The organism is Aeromonas sp. 600724, assembly GCF_049175135.1.
GTDB lineage: Bacteria > Pseudomonadota > Gammaproteobacteria > Enterobacterales > Aeromonadaceae > Aeromonas > Aeromonas veronii_A.
This window is the reverse complement of the sequence record NZ_JAAKUM010000016.1, coordinates 67,290-87,398: the sequence shown is the minus strand read 5'-3', so window position 1 is coordinate 87,398 and position 20,109 is coordinate 67,290. Positions and strand designations below refer to the sequence as shown.

Sequence of the window (20,109 nt, the reverse complement as noted above, 5' to 3'; positions counted from 1 at the left end):
CATAGTCACGGCATAGTCTGGGGCTAAAATGGCCCCCACTCAGATTTCCCCTTCTTAACACTTCATGGATTGTTTGATGAAAATGCGTATCTGGATTGGCCTCGGCCTGCTCTCTCTGGTAGCGGCCATCTGGTGGGCGGTTGGCCACTTGCAACCAGCAGCCAAAGCCCCTTCCCGCGAGATAAATATTCGTACCCAGACCGTCAAGCAGAGTCTGGCCGAGCCGACTCTCAAGCTGGTAGGTAAACTGGCGGCCAACCACTCGGTGGTGATCACTCCCGAGGTGACCGGGCGCCTGGTCAAGATTGCGGTGCAGTCGGGTCAGCAGGTCAACAAGGGCGATACGCTGGTCGCGCTGGATGCGGGCAAGCAACAGGCGGAGCTGGCCGAGCAGAGTGCCAGTCTGCGCGACGAGAATCGCAAGCTGACCGAGATGCGCAAGCTGGTCGCCCGTGGAGCCGTCACCCAGTCGGTGTTGGAGGGGCAGGAGGCCACCGTTGATCAGGTGCAGGCGCGGGTCGATGCCGCCCGTTACGAACTCTCCCAGCGCACTCTCACCGCTCCCTTTGCCGGTACCGTGAGCCTGATTGATTTGAGCGAAGGGGCCCTGGTCAATAGCGGCGATACCCTGTTGCACCTCGACGATATCGACACCCTGCGCCTCGATCTGGCAGTGCCGGAGCGCTACCTTTCCCTGCTGCGCCCCGGCATGGCGGTGACAGCGACCAGCGCAGCCTGGCCGGATCAGCGCTTTAACGGCACCCTCACCACCCTCGATAGCCGTATCTCCAACGAGACCCAGAACATCAAGGCGAGGGTCGAGTTACCCAATAATAACGGCCAGTTGCGCCCGGGCATGCTGCTCAACGTGGAGCTCTTGCTCCCTTCCCGCCAGCTCACTCTGATCCCTGCCCAGTCGGTGGAGTACGCCGGCGAGCAGCGTTTCGTCTATCGCCTTGAGGCCGATGGCCGGGTCAAGCGGGTGCCAGTGGTGCTCGGCGAGACCGAGGGTGAGACTGTCTGGGTTACCGAGGGGCTGAAAGTCGGCGATCGCATCGTGGTCGAGGGGCTGGTCAACTTGCGTGATGGTGCCAAGGTGCACGATCTGGCGGAGGTAAATGGCTGATGTGGCTCTCCGATATCTCAGTACGCCGACCGCTGGTGGCGGTGGTGCTCAGTGCCCTGCTCAGCGTGTTCGGTCTGGTCGCTTTTAGCAAATTGACGGTGCGGGAGATGCCGGATGTGCAGATCCCGTCGGTCTCCATCACCACCACCTATGAGGGCGCGGCTCCCGCAGTGATGGAGAGTCAGGTCACCAAGCCCATCGAGGATCAGCTCTCCGGCATCAGCGGTATCAAGAATATCAACTCGGTGACCCGCAAGGGGCGCTCGATGATCACGGTGGAGTTCAAGCTTGGCTGGAACATGGTGGAGGGGGTCTCCGATGTGCGCGACGCCCTGACTCGCGCCAAGAGCAAGCTGCCGGAGGATGCCGACGAACCGCTGGTGACCAAGGATAGCGGCAGCGGTGATGTGGCGGTCTGGCTCAACTTCAGCAGCAGCCAGATGGATCGTACCGCCATGACCGACTACGCCACCCGGGTGCTGGTCGACCCCTTGAGCCTGGTGGACGGGGTGAGTGAAGTGGCGCTCTCCGGCGATCTGACGCAGGTGATGTATGTGCGGTTGAGGCCGGCCGATATGGCGGCCCGCGGCGTGACGGTGGCGGATGTGCAGGATGCCCTCAAGCGCGAGAACATCGAGCTGCCGGGTGGCGAGATCCGCAACAACTCCATGACCATGTCGGTGCAGATTGCCCGGCTCTACCACACCGCCGAAGATTTCCAGCAGTTGCAGGTCCGTACCGCGACCAACGGTCAGAGTGTCTATCTGGCCGATATTGCCGATGTGGAGGTGGGAGCCAAGAACGAAGACAGTGCCTACCAGCGCAATGGTAAGGAGAGTCTGGGTATCGGCATCGTCGCCCAGTCCACCGCCAACCCGCTGGCGGTGGCACAGGGGGTGGAGAAGAAGCTGGTGGAGATGCAGCGCTTCCTGCCGGAGGGGGCCACCCTTGAGGTTGACTACGACTCCACCATCTTTATCAAGCAGGCCATCGACGAGGTATATGAAACACTGGCCATCTGTGCCGTGCTGGTGGTGGCAGTGCTCTATCTGTTCCTCGGGCAGGGGCGCACCACACTCATTCCGGCCATCACGGTCCCGGTGTCGCTCATCTCCGCCTTTATCGGCGCCTGGTATCTCGGTTTTTCCATCAACCTCATCACCCTGCTGGCGCTTATTCTCGCCATCGGTCTGGTGGTGGATGATGCCATCGTGGTGGTGGAGAACATTCACCACCATCTGCAGCGGGGTGAGCCCCCCCTGCTGGCGGCCTGGCACGGCACCCGCGAGGTGGGCTTTGCGGTCATCGCTACCACCGCCGTGCTGGTAATGGTCTTTATTCCCATCGCTTTTATGGATGGTATGGTGGGCAGGCTCTTTACCGAGTTTGCGATGTTGCTTTCGTTGGCGGTGCTCTGCTCCTCGCTGGTGGCGCTGACCCTCACGCCAGCCATGGGCTCCTGGCTGATGCGCCCGCTCGACAAGCCGAACCGGCTGACGGCGGCCCTCGATCGCGCTTTGGGCCGGATGGAGGGGCACTATCGTCACCTGCTGCAGGGGCTGCTTCGTCGCTCCCGCTGGATGCCGCTGGCGCTGCTGCTCTGTCTGGCCGGTATCGGTGCCCTCTTTACCCAGCTGCCTAGCAGTCTCACCCCGACCGAGGATCGCGGTGTGGTCTTCGTCTTCGTCAAGGGGGCGGAGGGGACCAGCATCGAGCGGATGAAGCGCAACATGCAGCAGGTGGAATCGACCATCATGCCGATGCTGGGCCAGGGGGTGGTCAAGGCGATGAGCTTCAGTACCCCCGCCTTTGGCCGTGGCGGCGATCAGACCGGCATGGTGATCATCCAGCTCACCGACTGGGCCGAGCGTGATGTGACCGCCACCGAGTTTTCCCGCTCGCTCGGGGCCAAGCTGTCGGTTATTCCCGATGTGATGATCCGCACCTTCCAGCCAGGCTTCCGTGGCGGCTCTACCGCTGCGGTGCAGTTCGTGCTGCAGGGCAACGACTATGCCGAGCTCTACCAGCAGGGGCTAGAGCTGCAAAAAGCAGCGCAGGCCAGTGGCCTGATGATAAGCCCGGATCTCGACTACGCCGAGAAGACTCCTGAGCTGCAGGTGACCGTCTCGCGCGACAGCGCCAGCCAGCTCGGCATACCGGTCTCCACCGTTGCCAGCACCCTGCAGGCGATGTTGGGCGGGGTGAGCAAGACCACCTATGTGGACAGGGGCGAGGAGTATGACGTCTATCTGCGCGCCAACCAGAAGGAGTTCAACGGCATCTCGGATCTCGGCCGCATCTACCTGAAAGCGGCCAATGGCGAGATGGTGAGCCTCTCGACCCTGGCGACCGTCAAGCAGGTGGCGACCGCCAATCGCCTCAACCACTATCAGCGCCAGAAGGCGGTGACCCTGACCGCCGATGTGGCACCGGATCACACCCTGGGCGAGGCGCTCGACTTCCTCGACGGCTGGGCCAACGAGCATCTGCCGAGCGGCATGACGGTCGATTACGCCGGTGACTCCAAGGATTACCGCGACAATCAGGGGGAGATGGCGATAGTCTTCGGCCTCGCCCTGCTGGTGGTCTATCTGGTGCTGGTGGCCCAGTTCGAGAGCACCCTCACCCCGACAGTGGTGATGATGACGGTGCCGCTCGGCATCTTCGGCGGTCTGCTTGGCCTCTGGCTGACGGGGCAGGAGATGAGCATCTACAGCCAGATCGGGATGATCATGCTGATCGGCATGGTGACCAAGAACGGTATTCTCATCGTCGAGTTCATCAACCAGTTGCGTCAGCGCGGTGAAGGATTCGAAGAGGCGATCATCGCGGGTTCGGTGCGCCGTCTGCGGCCGATCCTGATGACCTCGCTCACCGCCATCATCGGCGCTGTGCCGCTGATGCTCTCCATGGGGGCTGGCTACGAGAGCCGGATGGCGGTGGGGACCGTGGTCTTCTTCGGTCTCTCCCTGGCGACCCTGGTTACCCTGCTGGTGGTGCCCGCCACCTACCACCTGATCGCCCGTCACGCCGGCATGACCGGGCAGCGGGATCAGCAGGTAGATGAGGCGCTGGCCGCCAGGGGGGACACTTCTGAGCCATAACGGCAGTGTCCGATGCCAGCTTTGACTGGGGCCGTGGAGCGCATCAGTCCGCACCCACAAGCGTGCAGAGCCCGATAGCCGGCTCTGCACGCGCCATCCCCCCGGACTGATAGCCCGTCGAGTGGTTAATCTTTACAACAAACCACTGGTCAAGTGGCTCGACAAACATCACGGTTCTACGGTGTGGCCGGTTACGGAGCCGTGCCGTGCGTGAAGCGGCCTATTCCCCGATCCCCCTCATCATCTCTTTCTCCCCTCCATTTCTGCGGCTTGAGATCGTTTTTACCTAATTGGCACTTTTATTGCTTTGGTCCGTCAGCGTCAATGATTTGTCTGGGGACAGAAAATGGAAATTAGTGCAAGCAGCCTGATGCAAGAGATGCAGGCTCTCAAGGTAGAGGCCGGTGCAACCCCGCTGTCACAGCCTGGCCGTCAGGTGACCTCCGATTTTGGCCTGCTGTTGCAGCAGGCACTCGGTAACGTCAACGAGTTGCAGGGCGCAGCCAATGATCTGCGCACCCGTTTCGATATGGGCGACAAGTCGGTGGATCTGGCCGAGGTGATGATCGCGGGCCAAAAATCCTCCATCGCCTTTGAGGCGACGGTGCAAGTGCGCAACAAGATGGTTGATGCCTACAAAACCATCATGAATATGCCGGTCTGAGCGATGACCGTGCATCATGACATGTCAGCAATAAGGACATAAATCGTGGCTACTGACCAAAATGGCGATCTGCTGATAAACGATGAGGGCACCGCCGCCCTCGATGCCAACGAGCAGAAGAGCTCGGCACTGGGATTCTTGTCCAATACCGATGTACTGCGCCAGATCACTCTGATCCTGGGGCTTGCCATCTGCCTCGCCATCGCCGTCTTCATCCTGCTGTGGGGCAAGGAGCCGGATATGCGCCCTCTTGGCACCTATACCACTCAGGAGCTGGTGAAGACTCTCGACTTCCTCGATCAGCAGAAGATCCCCTATGAGGTCGATGGCAAGAGCGTGCTGGTCAGTGCCGAGAACTTTGCCAGTATCCGGTTGGCACTGACCCGGGCCGGCCTCACCAATGCGGCCGATGTAGCCAATGGTGGAGAGGATATTCTGCTCAAGGACTCCAGTTTCGGTGTCAGCCAGCGGATGGAGGCCGAGCGCCTCAAGTTGAGTCGCGAGCGCCAGTTGGCGAGCGCCATTGAACAGTTCCAGAATGTGGCCAAGGCCCAGGTGCTGCTGGCCATCCCCAAAGATAACGTCTTTGCCCGCAACGAGCGCAAGCCCAGTGCTACCGTGGTACTCAACCTGAAAGGGGCGGCACTGGGGCAGGGGGAGGTGGACTCCATCGTCGATATGGTGGCCTCTGCGGTACATGGCCTGGAGCCGACTCGTGTCACCGTCACCGACCAGAATGGCCGCCTGCTTAATTCCGGCTCCCAGGATCCCGTCTCTGCCCAGACGCGCAAGGAATTTGCGATGCAGCAGAAGCAGGAGCTGGAGTACAAGCAAAAAATTGACGCCATTCTGATCCCGGTGCTTGGCGCCGACAATTATACGGCGGAAGTGGATCTCTCCCTCGACTTCTCCCAGCAGGAGCAGACCCGCAAAACCTACAACCCGGATCTGCCTGCAGTGCGCTCCGAGATGACGTTGGAAGAGAACAGCTCCGGCGGCAGCAATGGCGGTGTGCCGGGGGCTCTCAGCAACCAGCCCCCTGCCGCGTCCAATATTCCTGAACAGGCCACTGGCGGTGATGGGGCCAGCGTTGCTGCCTCGGGGCGTTCTCGCAAAGAGGCGACCCGCAACTTCGAACTGGATACCACCGTCAGCCATACCCGGCGCCAGATGGGGGGCATTCGCCGCATGACCGTCTCGGTCGCGGTGGATTACAAGGCGGTGCCCGGTGCCGACGGGGCTGTGACCCGCGAAGCGCGCAGTCAGGCGGAACTCGATACCCTGCGCCGTTTGCTGAGCGGTGGCCTTGGCTTTGATGTGACCCGTGGTGATACCCTCGAGGTGGTCGCCATTCCGTTCAATCGTCCCGAGCTTGATACCGTGGCCGAGGTGCCGCTCTACGATCAGCCCTGGTTCTGGCGTGCGGTACGGATTGCCGCTTCGGTACTGGTGATTATTGTCTTGATCGTCACCGTGGTTCGCCCCATGCTCAAGCGGCTGCTCTATCCGGATGCCAAGCCGGAAGGGGAAGTGGACTTTGACAACCACACCGTATTGGGGGGTGACGACGAGCTCAGCTTGCTGGCAGCCCAGGTTGAGGGAGAGCAGGTATTCGGGGTGCGCGATGGTCAGCTGAAACTGCCGGATCTGCACCGTGATGAAGATTTGCTCAAGGCGGTGCGTGCGCTGGTGGCGAACGAACCGGATCTGGCCGCTCAGGTCATTAAAGAGTGGGTAACCAAAGATGCCTGAAGAAACTAAAAGCCAGGTGACCGGCAACGACATTACCGACAGCCAGCGCCAGTTGCTGGATCAGATGTCCGGTATGGAGATGGCGGCTGTATTGATGTTGAGCCTCAACGAAGAGGATGCCGCCCAGATCTTCCGCCATCTCGAACCCAAGCAGGTGCAGCGGCTCGGTATGTCGATGGCCTCCATGTCCGATTTCAGTCACGATCGGGTGGCGGCGGTGCACCGTCAATTCATCGACGATATCCAGAAGTACACCAACATAGGTATCGGTAGTGAAGACTTTGTGCGCAAGGCGTTGGTGGCGGCCCTTGGCGAGGACAAGGCGAGCAATCTGGTGGACCAGATCATTCTCGGTTCCGGCGCCCGTGGCCTCGATTCGCTCAAGTGGATGGATGCCCGTCAGGTGGCCAGCATCATCCAGAACGAACACCCGCAGATCCAGACCATAGTGCTCTCCTATCTGGAGCCGGAGCAGTCCGCCGAGATCCTGAGCCAGTTCCCGGAGCAGGTGCGCCTCGATCTGGTGATGCGTATCGCCAACCTCGAAGAGGTACAACCGGCGGCACTGCAAGAGTTGAACGACATCATGGAGAAACAGTTCGCCGGTGCGGCCGGTGCCCAGGCAGCCAAGATGGGCGGCCTGAAGGCAGCCGCCAACATCATGAACTATCTGGATACCAATATCGAAGGCCAGTTGATGGACTCCATCCGCGAGTCGGACGAAGAGATGAGCCAGCAGATCCAGGATTTGATGTTCGTGTTCGAAAACCTCATCGATGTGGACGATCGCGGTATCCAGACTCTGCTGCGGGAAGTGCCTGGGGATCTGTTGCAGCGCGCCCTCAAGGGGTCCGACGATCAGATGCGCGAGAAGATCTTCAAGAACATGTCGAAACGGGCGGCAGAAATGCTGGCAGACGATCTGGAGGCCATGGGGCCGATCCGGGTCTCCGAGGTGGAGGCTGCCCAGAAGGAGATCCTCTCCATCGCCCGCCGTCTGGCGGATGCCGGCGAGATCATGCTGGGTTCCGGCGGTGGCGAGGAGTTCCTCTAAACCATGGCCAACTCATGTAACCTGTCTGCCGCCCAGTATGTTGTCTTGGCAAGGAGCGGCGCGAATAGATGAACAACAAGCTGCGTGGTTATGTGCGGCCTGAAGGGGAAGAGACCCGGGTAGAGGCCTGGGGCTGGCCCGAAATGGACGTGGTGGCTGAGGCCGAGACCAATGCGCTCGGTCTTGCACCTGACTGGTATCAGCAGGAAGAGGAGGTGGTGGAGCCGGAACCCGAGCAGGAGCCGACCCCCAGCATCACCGCCGAAGAGCTCGAAGCGATCCGTCAGGCCGCCTGGGAAGAGGGACTGACCGAAGGGCGCGAGGCCGGTTTTGCCAAGGGGCTCGAAGAGGGCAAGCTGGAAGGATTGCAACAGGGTCATGCTGCAGGTCTCGAACAGGGGCGCGAGGAGGGGCTGGCCATGGGGCGCGATCTGGTGGAGCAGGAGATCTCCCACTGGCAGGGTCTCGCCGCACGCCTTGCCAATCCCCTGAGCGCGCTGGATCTGGCGGTAGAGCAGCAACTGGTCTCGCTGGTGATGCAACTGGCCCGCGCGCTCATTCGCCATGAAGCAGAGACCTCGCCCCGCATCCTGCTGGAGGCGCTCAAGGAGGGGCTGGCGTTGCTGCCTGCCGCCGAGCAGGGGGTGACTCTGATGCTGCATCCCGATGACATCACGCGAATCGAGCAGGCATTTGGCGCCGACGAGTGCGCCAAGCGGCACTGGCGACTGCAGAGCGATCCCACCCTCTCCCCCGGCGATCTGCAACTGGTCACCGAGCTCTCCAGCATCGATCTGACCCTCTCCGGGCGCATCGATCAGCTGCTGCGCAACTTCTTGCGGGACAATGCGTCGCAGAAACCGGCCTCGCAGGATCCACGCCCATAACCGATGCCGGACGTTACCGTCCGGCTGCACTTTTTAGCTTCCAGGAGGCCAGATGAGCGGCTCGCTACTGAACCGGTTGCAAGGGTACAAGGTACGCGACAGCGCCCCCAAACCGCCGGTTGCCGGCAAATTGACCCGGGTGGTGGGGCTGACCCTCGAAGCCATCGGCTGCCGTGCCGCCATCGGAGCCTTGTGTCGCATCGATACCCTGGATGGGATGCTGGAGGCCGAAGTGGTGGGGTTCTCGGGCGATCGCCTCTATCTTATGCCGAGTGAACAGCTCAAGGGGGTTATCCCTGGTGCCCGTGTGGTGCCCATCACCGAAGAGCACGGTATTCCTGTTGGCATGAACCTGCTTGGTCGGGTCATCGACGGCATCGGCCAGCCGCTTGATGGCCTCGGCCCCATTATCTCGTCCCGGACGGTGCAGTTTGCCCAGCACCGCATCAACCCGCTCTCTCGCCGCCCGATCCATCAACCGATGGATGTCGGGGTGCGCGCCATCAACGCCGTGCTGACGGTCGGTCAGGGCCAGCGGATGGGGCTGTTTGCCGGTTCCGGTGTCGGTAAATCGGTGCTGCTTGGCATGATGACTCGCGGCTCGGTGGCGGATGTGGTGGTGGTCGGCCTCATCGGTGAACGGGGCCGGGAGGTGAAAGAGTTTATCGAGGACATTCTGGGGGAGGAGGGGCGTGCCCGCTCCGTGGTGGTGGCCGCTCCCGCCGATGCTTCGCCGCTGATGCGGCTCAAGGGGTGTGAAACGGCGCTGGCCATTGCCGAGTATTTTCGCGATCAGGGGCTCAATGTGCTGCTCTTGATGGATTCGCTGACCCGTTACGCCCAGGCTCAGCGGGAAATCGCACTGGCGGTGGGCGAGCCGCCAGCGACCAAGGGCTATCCACCGTCGGTATTTGCCAAATTACCGGCGCTGGTAGAGCGGGCTGGTAACGGGAGCGACGGCCAGGGCTCCATCACCGCCTTCTTCACCGTACTGACCGAGGGGGATGACCTGCAAGATCCCATTGCCGATGCGGCGCGGGCGATCCTCGATGGCCACATAGTTCTGTCGCGCGATCTGGCCGATGCAGGCCACTATCCGGCCATTGACATCGAGAAATCCATCAGCCGGGTCATGCCCATGGTCACTTCACCTGAGCACATGGAGTTGGCGCGCACCCTCAAGCAGTTTTACTCCCTCTATCAGCAGAACCGGGATCTCATCACCATCGGTGCCTACAGTCAGGGTTCCGACCCCCGCATCGACCGCGCCATCATTCAAAAACCCTACCTGGATCAGTTCTTGCAGCAGGGGATGCGCGAGGTCATTCACTACGATGATGGCCTGCAAGCCTTGCAGATGGTGGCGATGCCCTTGATGCGTTGATGACGGTTGGGAAGAGAGGGTGCGACTATGAGTAAAGGGTTGCTATTGTTGGCAGAGCGGCTGGCTGAGGCAGAGCAGCAGTGTGCGCTGGCGCTGGTGAAGGCGCAGCAGGATCTCAAGCTGTTTATGGATCAGCAAAATGCCCTCAACCAGTACCGCCAGATCTACCACCAGCAGTGGACCGATCGCGGTTTACAAGGGATTTCGCCCCAGCAAAACAGCCAGTATCACGCCTTTATCAACAAGCTTGAGCAGGCGGCGACCCAGCAATACGAAGGGGTGCTGCAGGTGCGTCAGGCGCTGGAGCAACGTCGTGGAGAGTGGCTGGCTGCCCAGCAGCGACGCAAGGCGGTAGAGCTGTTGCTGGAGAAGCAGGCGAGCCGCGAGCAGCAGAAAGCTCTGCGTCAGGAGCAGAAGATGCTGGATGAGTACGCCATGTTGCGGCGTTTTCATCAATCTGGCCTGTAACTTGCTTTGATCTGGACATTGTCGGCGGCCATCTCGTAGGGGGCCGCCAGAATTCAGGGATGCCATCATGATGCAGACAGTGTTGACACAAACGCCTTCGGCTGCGGCCAACGGATTGGACAAAGCGCCTCTGAGCAGCTCAGTCGAGAGCAATGGCATCGATCTGGGGGGGCGCGACAGCAAGGGTGATTTCGCCACTCTGATTGCCAAGGCCCGGAACAGCGAACAGGGCGCCGCCGAGGCTACTCAGGGCGATAAAAATGTCCGATCAGCCAAATCTTTGGCGACCGAGGGCGCCTCTCCCAAAGAGGAGGCCAGCAAGGAGCAGGAGCCTGGCGCCGACAACAAGGCGGAGGAGCTCCCTGCCACCGACTTTCTGCTCCGTCTGCAAGACTCCCTCAAGCTCGATACCTCGCTAGTGACACCCCAACTGGCGGTGGCGGCCCAACAGAGCGCCACTGCGGCAGACGGCAATCCGTTGCCGCAAGAGGGTGCGCTGGAGGGGATTGCGCTTGATGAAAGCGAGCAGTCCCCTGCAACTGTCAGGACTGTACGCCAACTTGCCGATCAGTCCGGGGCGCAGTCGCTTCTGGCTACGACTGGTAAATCTTCCCTTGAAACTCCGGTTTCACTCTCTGCAGGAGGAGTGATTGAGCAGGGCGACGCCTCGACCGCCGTACTGTCCTCCGCTCCCAACACTTCTGAGGGGAAGGATGCCGCCGCCACCCAAGATGGTCAGCCCGGGGAGAAAGTCTCTGCCAAGGGTGAAACTCTCGGGGCAGATGGCAAGCTCACCAAGCCCCTTACGGGGGCTGAGCGGATGGCCCAACTGGCCAGGGTGTTGCCGGTTGAGGCGTCCGCCAATGCGGCAAATAGTGGTGAGTCACCCGCAGTGAAAGAGGGAGATGACAGCAAATCCGACCCCGCTGCCAGCAGCGTCGTGACCGGCAAGGGACAAGCTGCTCAAGCCACGACTCAGGGGGCGGTGCTCAAGGCATTCGGTGAGGGGGGCAAACAACCAGATGCGGGTAGCTCAACCACTTCTACTGCCGTAGAGAGCACCGCTAATGGGTCTGGCAAGGGAGCTGATAAGAGTAGCGCCGAGGGGGGACAGCAGGCAGCGACAACCACATCCTCCAATCCAGGTGCGGCGCAAGTGACGACAGTGCAAAGTGCCACAGCCCAGAGCAGCGTGACGCCAAATGTGACGACTCAGACCGATAGCGCTGCCGCACCCGTGATGGTGGCGCCGCAGCAGGTGTTGGCGCAGGCCGAATCTCAGGGGCCGCAAGCACCGCTGTCGAGCATTTCAGCCGGGATCAGGCAGATGGAAGTGACGGGCACCGACGAGGTGCGCAAAGCGGTTTCGCTTGAGGTAAAACCGAAGGCCGGTGAGTCTGAGAAGAGTCTTGTCGCTACGACATCGAGCAGCGAGAGCAGCCAGAGCCAGACTGTACAGCATGGCCAGAACAGCCAGCCTCAGCCCCAGGTGGCCGACAGCCGGGCGCCCGCCGCTGAGGGCACGTTGCGCCGTGAACCGCAGAATTTACCCCATTTGAAACTGTCTAGTCAGGAAGCACCCGCCGAATTGCACCAGAAGGTCAACCTGATGCTGGCCGACAAGCTGCAGCAGGCCGAGCTTCAGCTAGACCCCATCGGCCTTGGCAAGATGAAGATCAAGATCCAGATCGACGCATCCAGCCAGGCGAGCGTCCATTTTGTAGTCCAGCACGGACAGACCCGTGAGATGCTGGAGCAGGCGATGCCCCGTCTGCGTGAAATGCTGGCGGGGCAGGGGATCCAGCTTGGCCAGACCCAGGTGCAGCAGCAGTCACAACAGTCACCGCAGCAACAACAGCAGGGTCAGTCGGCGTTTGCCGGGCAGGGACAATCAGGAGAGGGACACTCCGGTCATAGCCATCTTGACGGGGAGGTCACTACGACCAACCCCAATTTGTCGGTGGAATCGACAAACGGTTCAGGAATAGATTTCTATGCTTGATGCAATCCCGAGTAAGTTTATGATATTGAACAAGTTTGAGACTAGGGTGGACAAGGGATGGCTGACGATAACGAATTGACGCTAAAAGACCCGGCTGCGGGCAAGAAAAAGAAGCTGATTATTATCATTGCCCTGGCGGTCATTTTGCTGGGCGGTGGTGGAGCTGGCGCCTGGCTTATGCTGTCCGGCTCGGATACCCCCCCTGCCGAAGCGGCGGAGGGTGCTGAGGCCAAACCCAAGGTGGAAGCACCCCAGCCATCCCTTTATGTCGGGATGCCGCGTCCCTTTGTCTTCAACGTCGCGGGAGCCCAGCGGGATCGACTGGTGCAGATCAAGATCCAGCTGATGGTGCGCGGCACCGCCGACGAGACGCTGGCCAAACAGAATATACCCCTGATTGAAGGCACCTTGCTGCGGGTGTTCAGTGCAGCCAGTGCCGAACAGCTGATGACCTTTGAAGGCAAGGAGAAGCTGCGCAAGGATTCACTGGAAGAGTGCCGTCGGGTGCTTAAGGACCTGGTCTCTTCCCCCGTTATCGAACAAGTGCTGTTTACCGGCTTTGTAATGCAGTAGGTGAAGCGTGAGCGATCTGTTAAGTCAGGACGAAATTGATGCCCTCTTGCACGGTGTCGATGATGTCGAAGAGGAAGAGATAGGCGGCGCCGGAGACCCCGGCGTTGCCCAGTTTGACTTCTCCTCCCAGGACCGCATCGTCCGTGGCCGGATGCCGACCCTGGAGCTGGTGAACGAACGTTTTGCTCGCCACATGCGGATCAGCCTGTTCAACATGATGCGTCGTACCGCCGAGGTCTCCATCAACGGAGTGCAGATGCTGAAGTTTGGTGAGTATGTTCACACCCTGTTCGTGCCGACCAGCCTCAATATGGTGCGTTTCCGGCCATTGAAAGGAACCGCACTCATCACCATGGAGGCACGACTGGTTTTCATCCTGGTGGAGAACTTCTTCGGTGGTGACGGGCGCTACCACGCCAAGATTGAGGGGCGCGAGTTCACGCCGACCGAGCGACGGATCATCCAGATGCTGCTCAAACTGGTGTTTGAGGATTACAAGGATGCCTGGGCGCCGGTGATGGACGTAGGGTTCGAGTATCTCGACTCTGAAGTGAACCCGGCGATGGCCAACATCGTCAGCCCGACCGAAGTGATTGTGGTGAGCTCGTTTCACATCGAACTCGATGGTGGCGGCGGCGATTTCCACGTGGCCATGCCCTACTCCATGCTGGAGCCGATCCGTGAACTGCTCGATGCCGGTGTACAGAGTGACAAGGGTGACACAGACGTGCGCTGGAGCAAGGCACTTCGTGACGAGATCATGGATGTAAAGGTCGAGTTGAGGGCCAAACTGCTGGAGACCGAACTCACTCTGCGTGAACTGATGGAGCTGCAGCCGGGAGATATTATTCCGGTCGACATGCCCGAACATTTGCTGGTCTACGTGGAAGATTTGCCCACCTTCCATGCCAAGATGGGGCGGACCAAGGAGAATGTGGCACTCAAGATCACCGACAAGCTCAAGCGCCCGGAAGGGGTCAAGACCGAGATGCATCTGGTGACCCGGGGTGGTGTACGTATCGATGGTGAGGCCGAGCTTGAAGAGCTTGAGCGCAGCATCGAAGAACAACAGCGTTAATCGACGGTTTGCAGTTATTGAGCGTCACGAAGTGGTATAAGGAAACAAGATGAGCGGAACAGAGGAAGAGGATCTGATGGCTGATGCCTGGGCGGCAGCACTGGAGGAGCAGGTGACGGCGGAAGCCAAACCGGCCCCGCTGGAAGAGCTCAAGGACGATGCCCCTATCAGTGCCGAGGAGCGGCGTAAGCTTGACACCATTCTGGATATTCCGGTCACCATCTCGATGGAGGTAGGTCGCAGCCAGATTAGCATTCGTAACCTGCTGCAGCTCAACCAGGGCTCGGTCGTGGAGCTGGATAGGGTGGCGGGCGAGCCCCTCGACGTGCTGGTTAACGGTACCCTGATCGCTCACGGCGAGGTGGTGGTGGTGAACGACAAGTTCGGTATTCGCCTGACCGACGTCATCAGCCAGATTGAACGGATTAAGAAACTCAAATGATGCGTCTGCTGCTGTTGTGGCTGCCATTGCCGGTGTTTGCCGAGGTGGGGGGGGCCGCCAACCCTCCCAGCCTGAGTTCCTGGCTGCTCTCCAGCCTGATGGTGATCGGGCTTATTCTGGTGCTGGGTTTCTTGCTCAAGAAGAGCAAAATTGCCACCGCCATGGGGGGCGGGCAGATGAGAGTGATTGCTACGCTGCCTGTGGGCTACAAGGAGAAGTTGCTGGTGGTCAAGGTGGGTGAGCAGCAGCTGCTGGTCGGCGTAACGCCGCAGCAGGTCAACTTTCTCTATCGGCTGGAGGAGCCGCTGGACGAACAGCCGCCGCAGGCATTTTCCCAGCAGCTGGGTAAGTTGATGGGCAAACATGAAAAAAACTAACGGCTTGTTGTGGCAAAGCGGATTGCTGGCCAGCCTGTTGATTTCGCTGTTTTGCGCCTGGCCTGCGTTGGCGCAGGACGGCATGTCGGCAGTGACCGTCAAGACCATGGGGGATGGCTCTCAGGAGTACAGCCTGACCCTGCAGGTGCTGGCGTTGATGACGGCACTTTCATTCCTGCCGGCAATGGTCATCATGATGACCTCGTTTACCCGTATCATCATAGTGTTGGGTATCTTGCGTCAGGCGATCGGTCTGCAACAGAGCCCCTCCAATCAGGTGTTGATCGGCATCGCCCTGTTCATGTCGTTCTTCATCATGTCGCCTGTGCTGGATCGCATCAATGACGAGGCACTGCAGCCCTATCTGGCCGAAACCATTGAGGCCAAGGAGGCGCTGGAACGGGCTGAATTGCCCATCCACCAGTTCATGCTGGCCCAGACCCGGATCAAGGATCTCAATACTTTTATGGAGATCGCCAACGTGCAGGTGGAGAAGCCTGCCGATGTGCCGCTGCGGGTGCTGATCCCGGCCTTTGTCACCAGCGAACTGAAAACAGCCTTCCAGATTGGCTTTATGCTGTTCTTGCCGTTTCTGGTCATCGATCTGGTGGTCGCCAGTATCTTGATGGCGATGGGGATGATGATGCTCTCGCCGATGATCGTCTCGCTGCCCTTCAAACTGATGCTGTTTGTGATGGTGGATGGCTGGAACCTGATCCTGGGTTCGCTGGCCAACAGTTTCGGACTGGGTGCCGGTTAACCGGTCCCATGCAAGGAGCCCGAACATGAGTCCAGAAACCTTTGTCGATGTATTTCGTGAGGCGCTCTGGCTGGTCAATATCATGGTCAGCGCCGTGATCCTGCCCAGCCTTGCTATCGGGTTGGTGGTAGCCATCTTTCAGGCCGCCACCTCCATCAACGAACAGACCTTGAGCTTTCTGCCCCGTCTCATCGTGACCCTTTTGGCCCTAGGGATTGGTGCTCACTGGGGAATGCAGAGTCTGATGGACTTCTTCATCCTGATGGTCAATCAAATTCCCGAGGTGGTGGGGTGACCTATACCACCGCTCTGATCATGGAGTGGTTGTCGTCCATTCTCTGGCCACTGGCTAGAATAAGCAGCCTTTTCATGGTGATGGCGGTATTTGGCAGCCGGCTGGTCGCCGCTCGGATCAGGTTGGGGCTGGCGGTAGCCGTGACGTTTCTGGTTGCTCCTCTGCTCCCTCCCATGCCCCCAGTGGAGCTCTTCTCTGCCGGCAGTTTTCTGGTCTTGGGCCAGCAGCTGTTGATCGGTATTGCGCTGGGGTTGATGACCCAGTTTCTGATGGAAAGCTTCGTGATGGCGGGGCAGGTGATAGCCATGCAAACCAGTCTGGGTTTTGCCACCCTGGTGGATCCGATGAATGGCCAGTCGGCCCCTGTGGTCGGTCAGTTTTATCTGATGCTGGCGACTCTGGTATTTCTGGCGCTTGATGGTCATCTGGTGATGCTACGCCTGGTTATCCTCAGTTTTGAGACGCTACCCATCTCCGATAGCGGTCTGTCACTCTCTTCTATGCAAACCCTGAGCGCGTTCCTGGGGGTCATGTATCAGGCCTCGCTGGTGATGGCCCTCTCTGCCATCGTGGCGCTGTTGCTCATCAACTTCGCTTTTGGCGTGATGACCCGGGCAGCCCCCCAGCTCAATATTTTCAGTATCGGTTTTGCCGTCAGCATGATGTCGGGTTTGCTTATCCTCTGGCTTACGATCGGCGGGTTCCTCGGCCATTTCGACACCTTGTGGGAGCGGGTGCAGGAGGTCAGTTGCGAGCTGATTGACACCCAATGTTTCGGAGGTGTCAATGGCTGATACCGACCAGGAACGTACCGAACAACCCACGGGCAAACGACTGCAACAGGCCCGTGAAAAAGGGCAGATTGCACGTTCAAAGGAGCTGGGAACAGCCAGTGTGCTGTTGTCAGCCGTATTTGGCCTGCTGTTTATCAAGGGTTACCTGGCGAACGCCATGCTCAAGGTGGTGACCATGGGCTTCACGCTGAACAGAGAGCAGGCTTTCGATCCCAATGCCATGGTTGCCATGGTGCCGGCGCTGCTGGGGGAACTGGTGTTTCCGCTCGGATTGCTATTCGCTCTGGTCGCTATTGCAGCTTTTATCGGCAATATCCTGATGGGGGGGATGAACTTCTCCACTGAAGCAATGATGCCGAAATTCAGCAAGATGAGCCCCATCAGCGGGTTCAAGCGGATGTTTGGGGTGCAGTCGCTGATTGAGCTGGTCAAGTCCATCGCCAAGGTGGTGTTCATCACCCTGTTTGCCTGGTGGATGCTCTCCAGCCAGTTTGATCATCTGCTCAACCTCTCCATGGAGGGATTCCCCGGTGGGATTATAGATGCCCTCGACCTTTTTTTGTGGATGCTGATCATTCTTTGCTGTGCCCTGTTGCCTATTGTGGCCATCGATGTGCCGTTCCAAAAATGGAACCATATGCGTCAGCTCAAGATGACCAAGCAGGAGGTGAAGGACGAGTTCAAGGATAGCGAGGGTAAACCCGAGGTAAAGGGCAAGATCCGCCAGTTGCAGATGCAGATGGCGATGCGCCGGATGATGGGGGATGTACCCAAGGCTGATGTGGTGATCACCAACCCGACTCACTACTCGGTAGCGCTCAAGTATGATGCGGGCAAACCCGGTGCTGCGCCCAAGGTCTTGGCCAAGGGAACTGATGAAATTGCAATGAAGATCAGGGAGATAGCTAGAGAATACGAGATACCCATCATGCCGTCACCGGCCTTGACCCGGGCTATCTACCACTCTACCGAGTTGGGCCACGAGATCCCGGAAGGGTTGTTTGCGGCGGTTGCCCAGGTTCTGGCCTATGTCTTCCAGCTCAAGAAATTCCGCCGTGGCCAGGGGCGCCGTCCTCAGCCGCTGGCTAAAGATCTGCCCATTCCGACTGAATATCGCAAATGACAAAGTTCTGACGTTGTCAAAATAAATTCATTGCATTTCAATGTGTTGCATTGTTGGCTTAATGTTTGCTTTAATCTGGCACCAGCAGGTTGACATTGAGAAGAGCGATGGAATTCAAGGCAGTATTGGGCCAGTTAAAACAGTCTCGGGGAGTATTGAGCAAAGGCCTTGGTACCCCTCTGCTGGTATTGGCCGCGCTCGGCATGGTGGTGTTGCCCATCCCGCCACTGATGCTGGATGTGCTCTTCTCCTTCAACATTGCGCTCTCTATCGTGGTGCTGCTGGTATCCGTCTATACCCGGCGCCCCCTCGAATTTGCTGCATTCCCGACCGTATTGCTGCTGGCCACCTTGCTGCGGCTGGCATTGAACGTAGCCTCGACCCGGGTGGTGTTGCTGGAAGGTCACAATGGCAGTGCAGCGGCAGGCCATGTGATCGAGGCATTCGGTAATGTGGTGATCGGCGGTAACTATGCAGTCGGCATCATCGTCTTTACTATCCTGATGATCATCAACTTTGTGGTTATCACCAAGGGGGCCGGGCGGATCGCGGAAGTGAGCGCCCGTTTTACTCTGGATGCGATGCCGGGCAAACAGATGGCCATCGATGCCGATTTGAATGCCGGCCTCATCAACCAGGAAGAGGCGAAGAAGCGTCGCCAGGATGTGACCCAGGAAGCGGACTTCTATGGCTCTATGGATGGTGCTTCCAAGTTCGTCAAAGGGGATGCCATTGCGGGCATCATGATCCTCTTCATCAACATCATCGGCGGCTTTATCATCGGGATGATGCAGCATCATCTTACCTTCAGGGAGTCTGCCGAGATCTATACCCTGCTGGCGATAGGTGACGGTCTGGTGGCGCAGATCCCCTCCCTGTTGCTCTCTATCGCCGCCGCCATCATAGTGACCCGTCAGAATACCGATCAGGATATGGGCACGGCGGTATTGGGCCAACTGTTCGACAATCCCAAGGCCTTGATCATCTCTGCCGGTATCCTGCTGATGATGGGACTGGTGCCGGGGATGCCGCACTTCGCCTTCCTGAGTCTGGGGGCGATCGCTGCCGCTGGAGCCTGGTGGCTGCTGCGCCGCGAGAAGCTGGCGGTAGCCAAAGCAGCCAGCGGCGAGTTGATGCCGACCAGTACTGACCAGCCATCGCATGAACAGAAAGAGTTGAGCTGGGACGATGTGATGCCGGTAGACATCATCGGGCTGGAAGTGGGTTACCAGCTAATCCCGCTGGTGGATCGCAATCAGGGGGGCGAACTGCTCAACCGGATCAAAGGGGTGCGCAAGAAACTCTCGCAAGAACTGGGCTTTCTGGTGCCTGCCGTCCACATCCGCGACAACTTGGATCTGGCACCAAATCAATATCGCATTACCTTGATGGGAGTCAGTACCGGCGAGGCCAGCGTCTACCATGATAAAGAGATGGCCATCAACCCGGGGCAGGTATTCGGCCAAATTCAGGGGATTGCTACCCGGGATCCCGCGTTTGGACTTGAAGCAGTGTGGGTAGCCAAGGAGCAGGTGTCACAGGCGCAGACCCTGGGGTATACAGTGGTGGATACTGCGACCGTAGTTGCCACCCATTTGAGTCAGATCTTGACCAACCATGCCTCACTGTTGCTCGGCCATGACGAGGTACAACAACTGCTCGACATGATTGGCAAACACCAGAGCAAGTTGGTCGAAGGGTTGGTACCGGAAGTGATCAGCATGGGTAACCTTGTGAAGGTATTGCAGAATTTGCTCAATGAAGGGGTGCCAATCCGCGATATGCGCACTATCCTGCAGACCCTGGTTGAATACGCGCCGCGCAGTCCGGATCCGGAAGTGCTAACCGCGGCTTGCCGGATTGCCCTGCGTCGTCTGATTGTGCAGGAGATTGCCGGCCCAGACCCAGAGCTACCGGTGATAACATTGGCACCTGAATTGGAACGTATATTGCATCAATCCCTGCAGGCGGGTGGAGGTGATGGTGCCGGTATTGAGCCGGGTCTGGCGGAGCGAATGCAGCGCTCGCTGGTGGAAGCCACTCAACGACAAGAATTGGAAGGCCAACCGGCCGTGCTTCTGACATCGGGGATCTTGCGCAATACCCTGGCAAAATTTGTCAAGAATGCCATTCCTGGGTTGCGTGTTCTGTCTTATCAGGAAGTGCCCGACGACAAGCAGATCCGCATCGTCAGTGCGGTAGGGCAGAACTAGTTAGCGGAGACGA

Annotated in this window: 18 protein-coding genes; all 18 read left to right on the top strand. The window is 59.2% G+C overall.

All coding sequences use genetic code 11. The features are described from left to right. The first annotated feature begins 76 nt into the window (after positions 1-76). The 18 genes from G5168_RS15605 (at position 77) to flhA (ending at position 20,096) form a co-directional block, all read left to right on the top strand. Entirely contained in the window at positions 77-1,126 is a 1,050-nt protein-coding gene (locus tag G5168_RS15605) for an efflux RND transporter periplasmic adaptor subunit (protein ID WP_216951819.1), read from the top strand. Beyond that, positions 1,126-4,230 carry an efflux RND transporter permease subunit gene (locus G5168_RS15600; RefSeq protein ID WP_421252436.1) on the top strand — a complete coding sequence of 1,035 codons (3,105 nt, stop codon included), beginning with the start codon at positions 1,126-1,128 and terminating at the stop codon, positions 4,228-4,230. Before G5168_RS15605 ends, G5168_RS15600 begins: the two co-directional genes overlap by 1 nt. Before the next feature lie 346 nt (positions 4,231-4,576). Beyond that, on the top strand, positions 4,577-4,894 hold the full coding sequence (gene fliE / locus G5168_RS15595; protein ID WP_042011636.1) for a flagellar hook-basal body complex protein FliE: 318 nt from the start codon (positions 4,577-4,579) through the stop codon (positions 4,892-4,894). A gap of 45 nt (positions 4,895-4,939) precedes the next feature. Beyond that, on the top strand, positions 4,940-6,646 hold the full coding sequence (fliF, locus tag G5168_RS15590; RefSeq protein ID WP_216979265.1) for a flagellar basal-body MS-ring/collar protein FliF: 1,707 nt from the start codon (positions 4,940-4,942) through the stop codon (positions 6,644-6,646). Then, the gene (fliG, locus tag G5168_RS15585; RefSeq protein ID WP_216951816.1) at positions 6,639-7,700 is read left to right on the top strand and encodes a flagellar motor switch protein FliG; all 1,062 of its coding nucleotides are present in this window, start codon (positions 6,639-6,641) and stop codon (positions 7,698-7,700) included. The genes fliF and fliG overlap by 8 nt, the downstream gene beginning before the upstream one ends. A 68-nt stretch (positions 7,701-7,768) precedes the next feature. Further along, positions 7,769-8,587, top strand: coding sequence for a flagellar assembly protein FliH (gene fliH, locus G5168_RS15580; RefSeq protein ID WP_421252435.1), 819 nt, complete (start codon positions 7,769-7,771; stop codon positions 8,585-8,587). A gap of 52 nt (positions 8,588-8,639) precedes the next feature. Then, the gene (gene fliI, locus G5168_RS15575) at positions 8,640-9,971 is read left to right on the top strand and encodes a flagellar protein export ATPase FliI (protein ID WP_421252434.1); all 1,332 of its coding nucleotides are present in this window, start codon (positions 8,640-8,642) and stop codon (positions 9,969-9,971) included. A gap of 27 nt (positions 9,972-9,998) precedes the next feature. Further along, a complete protein-coding gene (fliJ, locus tag G5168_RS15570) occupies positions 9,999-10,439 on the top strand; it encodes a flagellar export protein FliJ (RefSeq protein WP_216951813.1) in 441 nt (146 codons plus the stop codon). A 67-nt stretch (positions 10,440-10,506) separates the two neighbouring features. Further along, positions 10,507-12,441, top strand: a complete 1,935-nt coding sequence (locus G5168_RS15565) for a flagellar hook-length control protein FliK (protein ID WP_421252433.1) — start codon at positions 10,507-10,509, stop codon at positions 12,439-12,441. Between the two features lie 57 nt (positions 12,442-12,498). Next, positions 12,499-13,014 carry a flagellar basal body-associated protein FliL gene (gene fliL / locus G5168_RS15560; protein WP_227341088.1) on the top strand — a complete coding sequence of 172 codons (516 nt, stop codon included), beginning with the start codon at positions 12,499-12,501 and terminating at the stop codon, positions 13,012-13,014. A gap of 7 nt (positions 13,015-13,021) precedes the next feature. Then, positions 13,022-14,092: a flagellar motor switch protein FliM gene (gene fliM / locus G5168_RS15555; RefSeq protein WP_005343961.1), complete on the top strand. Its 1,071-nt coding sequence runs from the start codon at positions 13,022-13,024 to the stop codon at positions 14,090-14,092. Positions 14,093-14,141: 49 nt separating this feature from the next. Then, positions 14,142-14,534, top strand: a complete 393-nt coding sequence (fliN, locus tag G5168_RS15550) for a flagellar motor switch protein FliN (RefSeq protein WP_005343964.1) — start codon at positions 14,142-14,144, stop codon at positions 14,532-14,534. Next, positions 14,531-14,911: a flagellar biosynthetic protein FliO gene (fliO, locus tag G5168_RS15545; protein ID WP_323912708.1), complete on the top strand. Its 381-nt coding sequence runs from the start codon at positions 14,531-14,533 to the stop codon at positions 14,909-14,911. Before fliN ends, fliO begins: the two co-directional genes overlap by 4 nt. Then, a complete protein-coding gene (gene fliP, locus G5168_RS15540) occupies positions 14,898-15,671 on the top strand; it encodes a flagellar type III secretion system pore protein FliP (protein WP_216951809.1) in 774 nt (257 codons plus the stop codon). Before fliO ends, fliP begins: the two co-directional genes overlap by 14 nt. 25 nt (positions 15,672-15,696) lie before the next feature. Then, positions 15,697-15,966 carry a flagellar biosynthesis protein FliQ gene (gene fliQ / locus G5168_RS15535; protein WP_005334727.1) on the top strand — a complete coding sequence of 90 codons (270 nt, stop codon included), beginning with the start codon at positions 15,697-15,699 and terminating at the stop codon, positions 15,964-15,966. Next, on the top strand, positions 15,963-16,760 hold the full coding sequence (gene fliR / locus G5168_RS15530) for a flagellar biosynthetic protein FliR (RefSeq protein WP_216951808.1): 798 nt from the start codon (positions 15,963-15,965) through the stop codon (positions 16,758-16,760). Before fliQ ends, fliR begins: the two co-directional genes overlap by 4 nt. Beyond that, complete coding sequence (gene flhB / locus G5168_RS15525) at positions 16,753-17,883, top strand: flagellar biosynthesis protein FlhB (protein WP_216951807.1); 1,131 nt, start codon at positions 16,753-16,755, stop codon at positions 17,881-17,883. The genes fliR and flhB overlap by 8 nt, the downstream gene beginning before the upstream one ends. A gap of 107 nt (positions 17,884-17,990) precedes the next feature. Further along, on the top strand, positions 17,991-20,096 hold the full coding sequence (gene flhA / locus G5168_RS15520) for a flagellar biosynthesis protein FlhA (protein WP_216951806.1): 2,106 nt from the start codon (positions 17,991-17,993) through the stop codon (positions 20,094-20,096). Positions 20,097-20,109 lie beyond the last annotated feature (13 nt).

Bases quoted from the DNA above. Each gene is read 5' to 3' on its own strand.
- G5168_RS15605 (WP_216951819.1), top strand. From the start codon at position 77: ATGAAAATGCGTATCTGGATTGGCCTCGGCCTGCTCTCTCTGGTAGCG.
- G5168_RS15600 (WP_421252436.1), top strand. From the start codon at position 1,126: ATGTGGCTCTCCGATATCTCAGTACGCCGACCGCTGGTGGCGGTGGTG.
- fliE (WP_042011636.1), top strand. From the start codon at position 4,577: ATGGAAATTAGTGCAAGCAGCCTGATGCAAGAGATGCAGGCTCTCAAG.
- fliG (WP_216951816.1), top strand. From the start codon at position 6,639: ATGCCTGAAGAAACTAAAAGCCAGGTGACCGGCAACGACATTACCGAC.
- fliH (WP_421252435.1), top strand. From the start codon at position 7,769: ATGAACAACAAGCTGCGTGGTTATGTGCGGCCTGAAGGGGAAGAGACC.
- fliI (WP_421252434.1), top strand. From the start codon at position 8,640: ATGAGCGGCTCGCTACTGAACCGGTTGCAAGGGTACAAGGTACGCGAC.
- fliJ (WP_216951813.1), top strand. From the start codon at position 9,999: ATGAGTAAAGGGTTGCTATTGTTGGCAGAGCGGCTGGCTGAGGCAGAG.
- G5168_RS15565 (WP_421252433.1), top strand. From the start codon at position 10,507: ATGATGCAGACAGTGTTGACACAAACGCCTTCGGCTGCGGCCAACGGA.
- fliL (WP_227341088.1), top strand. From the start codon at position 12,499: ATGGCTGACGATAACGAATTGACGCTAAAAGACCCGGCTGCGGGCAAG.
- fliN (WP_005343964.1), top strand. From the start codon at position 14,142: ATGAGCGGAACAGAGGAAGAGGATCTGATGGCTGATGCCTGGGCGGCA.
- fliO (WP_323912708.1), top strand. From the start codon at position 14,531: ATGATGCGTCTGCTGCTGTTGTGGCTGCCATTGCCGGTGTTTGCCGAG.
- fliP (WP_216951809.1), top strand. From the start codon at position 14,898: ATGAAAAAAACTAACGGCTTGTTGTGGCAAAGCGGATTGCTGGCCAGC.
- fliQ (WP_005334727.1), top strand. From the start codon at position 15,697: ATGAGTCCAGAAACCTTTGTCGATGTATTTCGTGAGGCGCTCTGGCTG.
- flhB (WP_216951807.1), top strand. From the start codon at position 16,753: ATGGCTGATACCGACCAGGAACGTACCGAACAACCCACGGGCAAACGA.
- flhA (WP_216951806.1), top strand. From the start codon at position 17,991: ATGGAATTCAAGGCAGTATTGGGCCAGTTAAAACAGTCTCGGGGAGTA.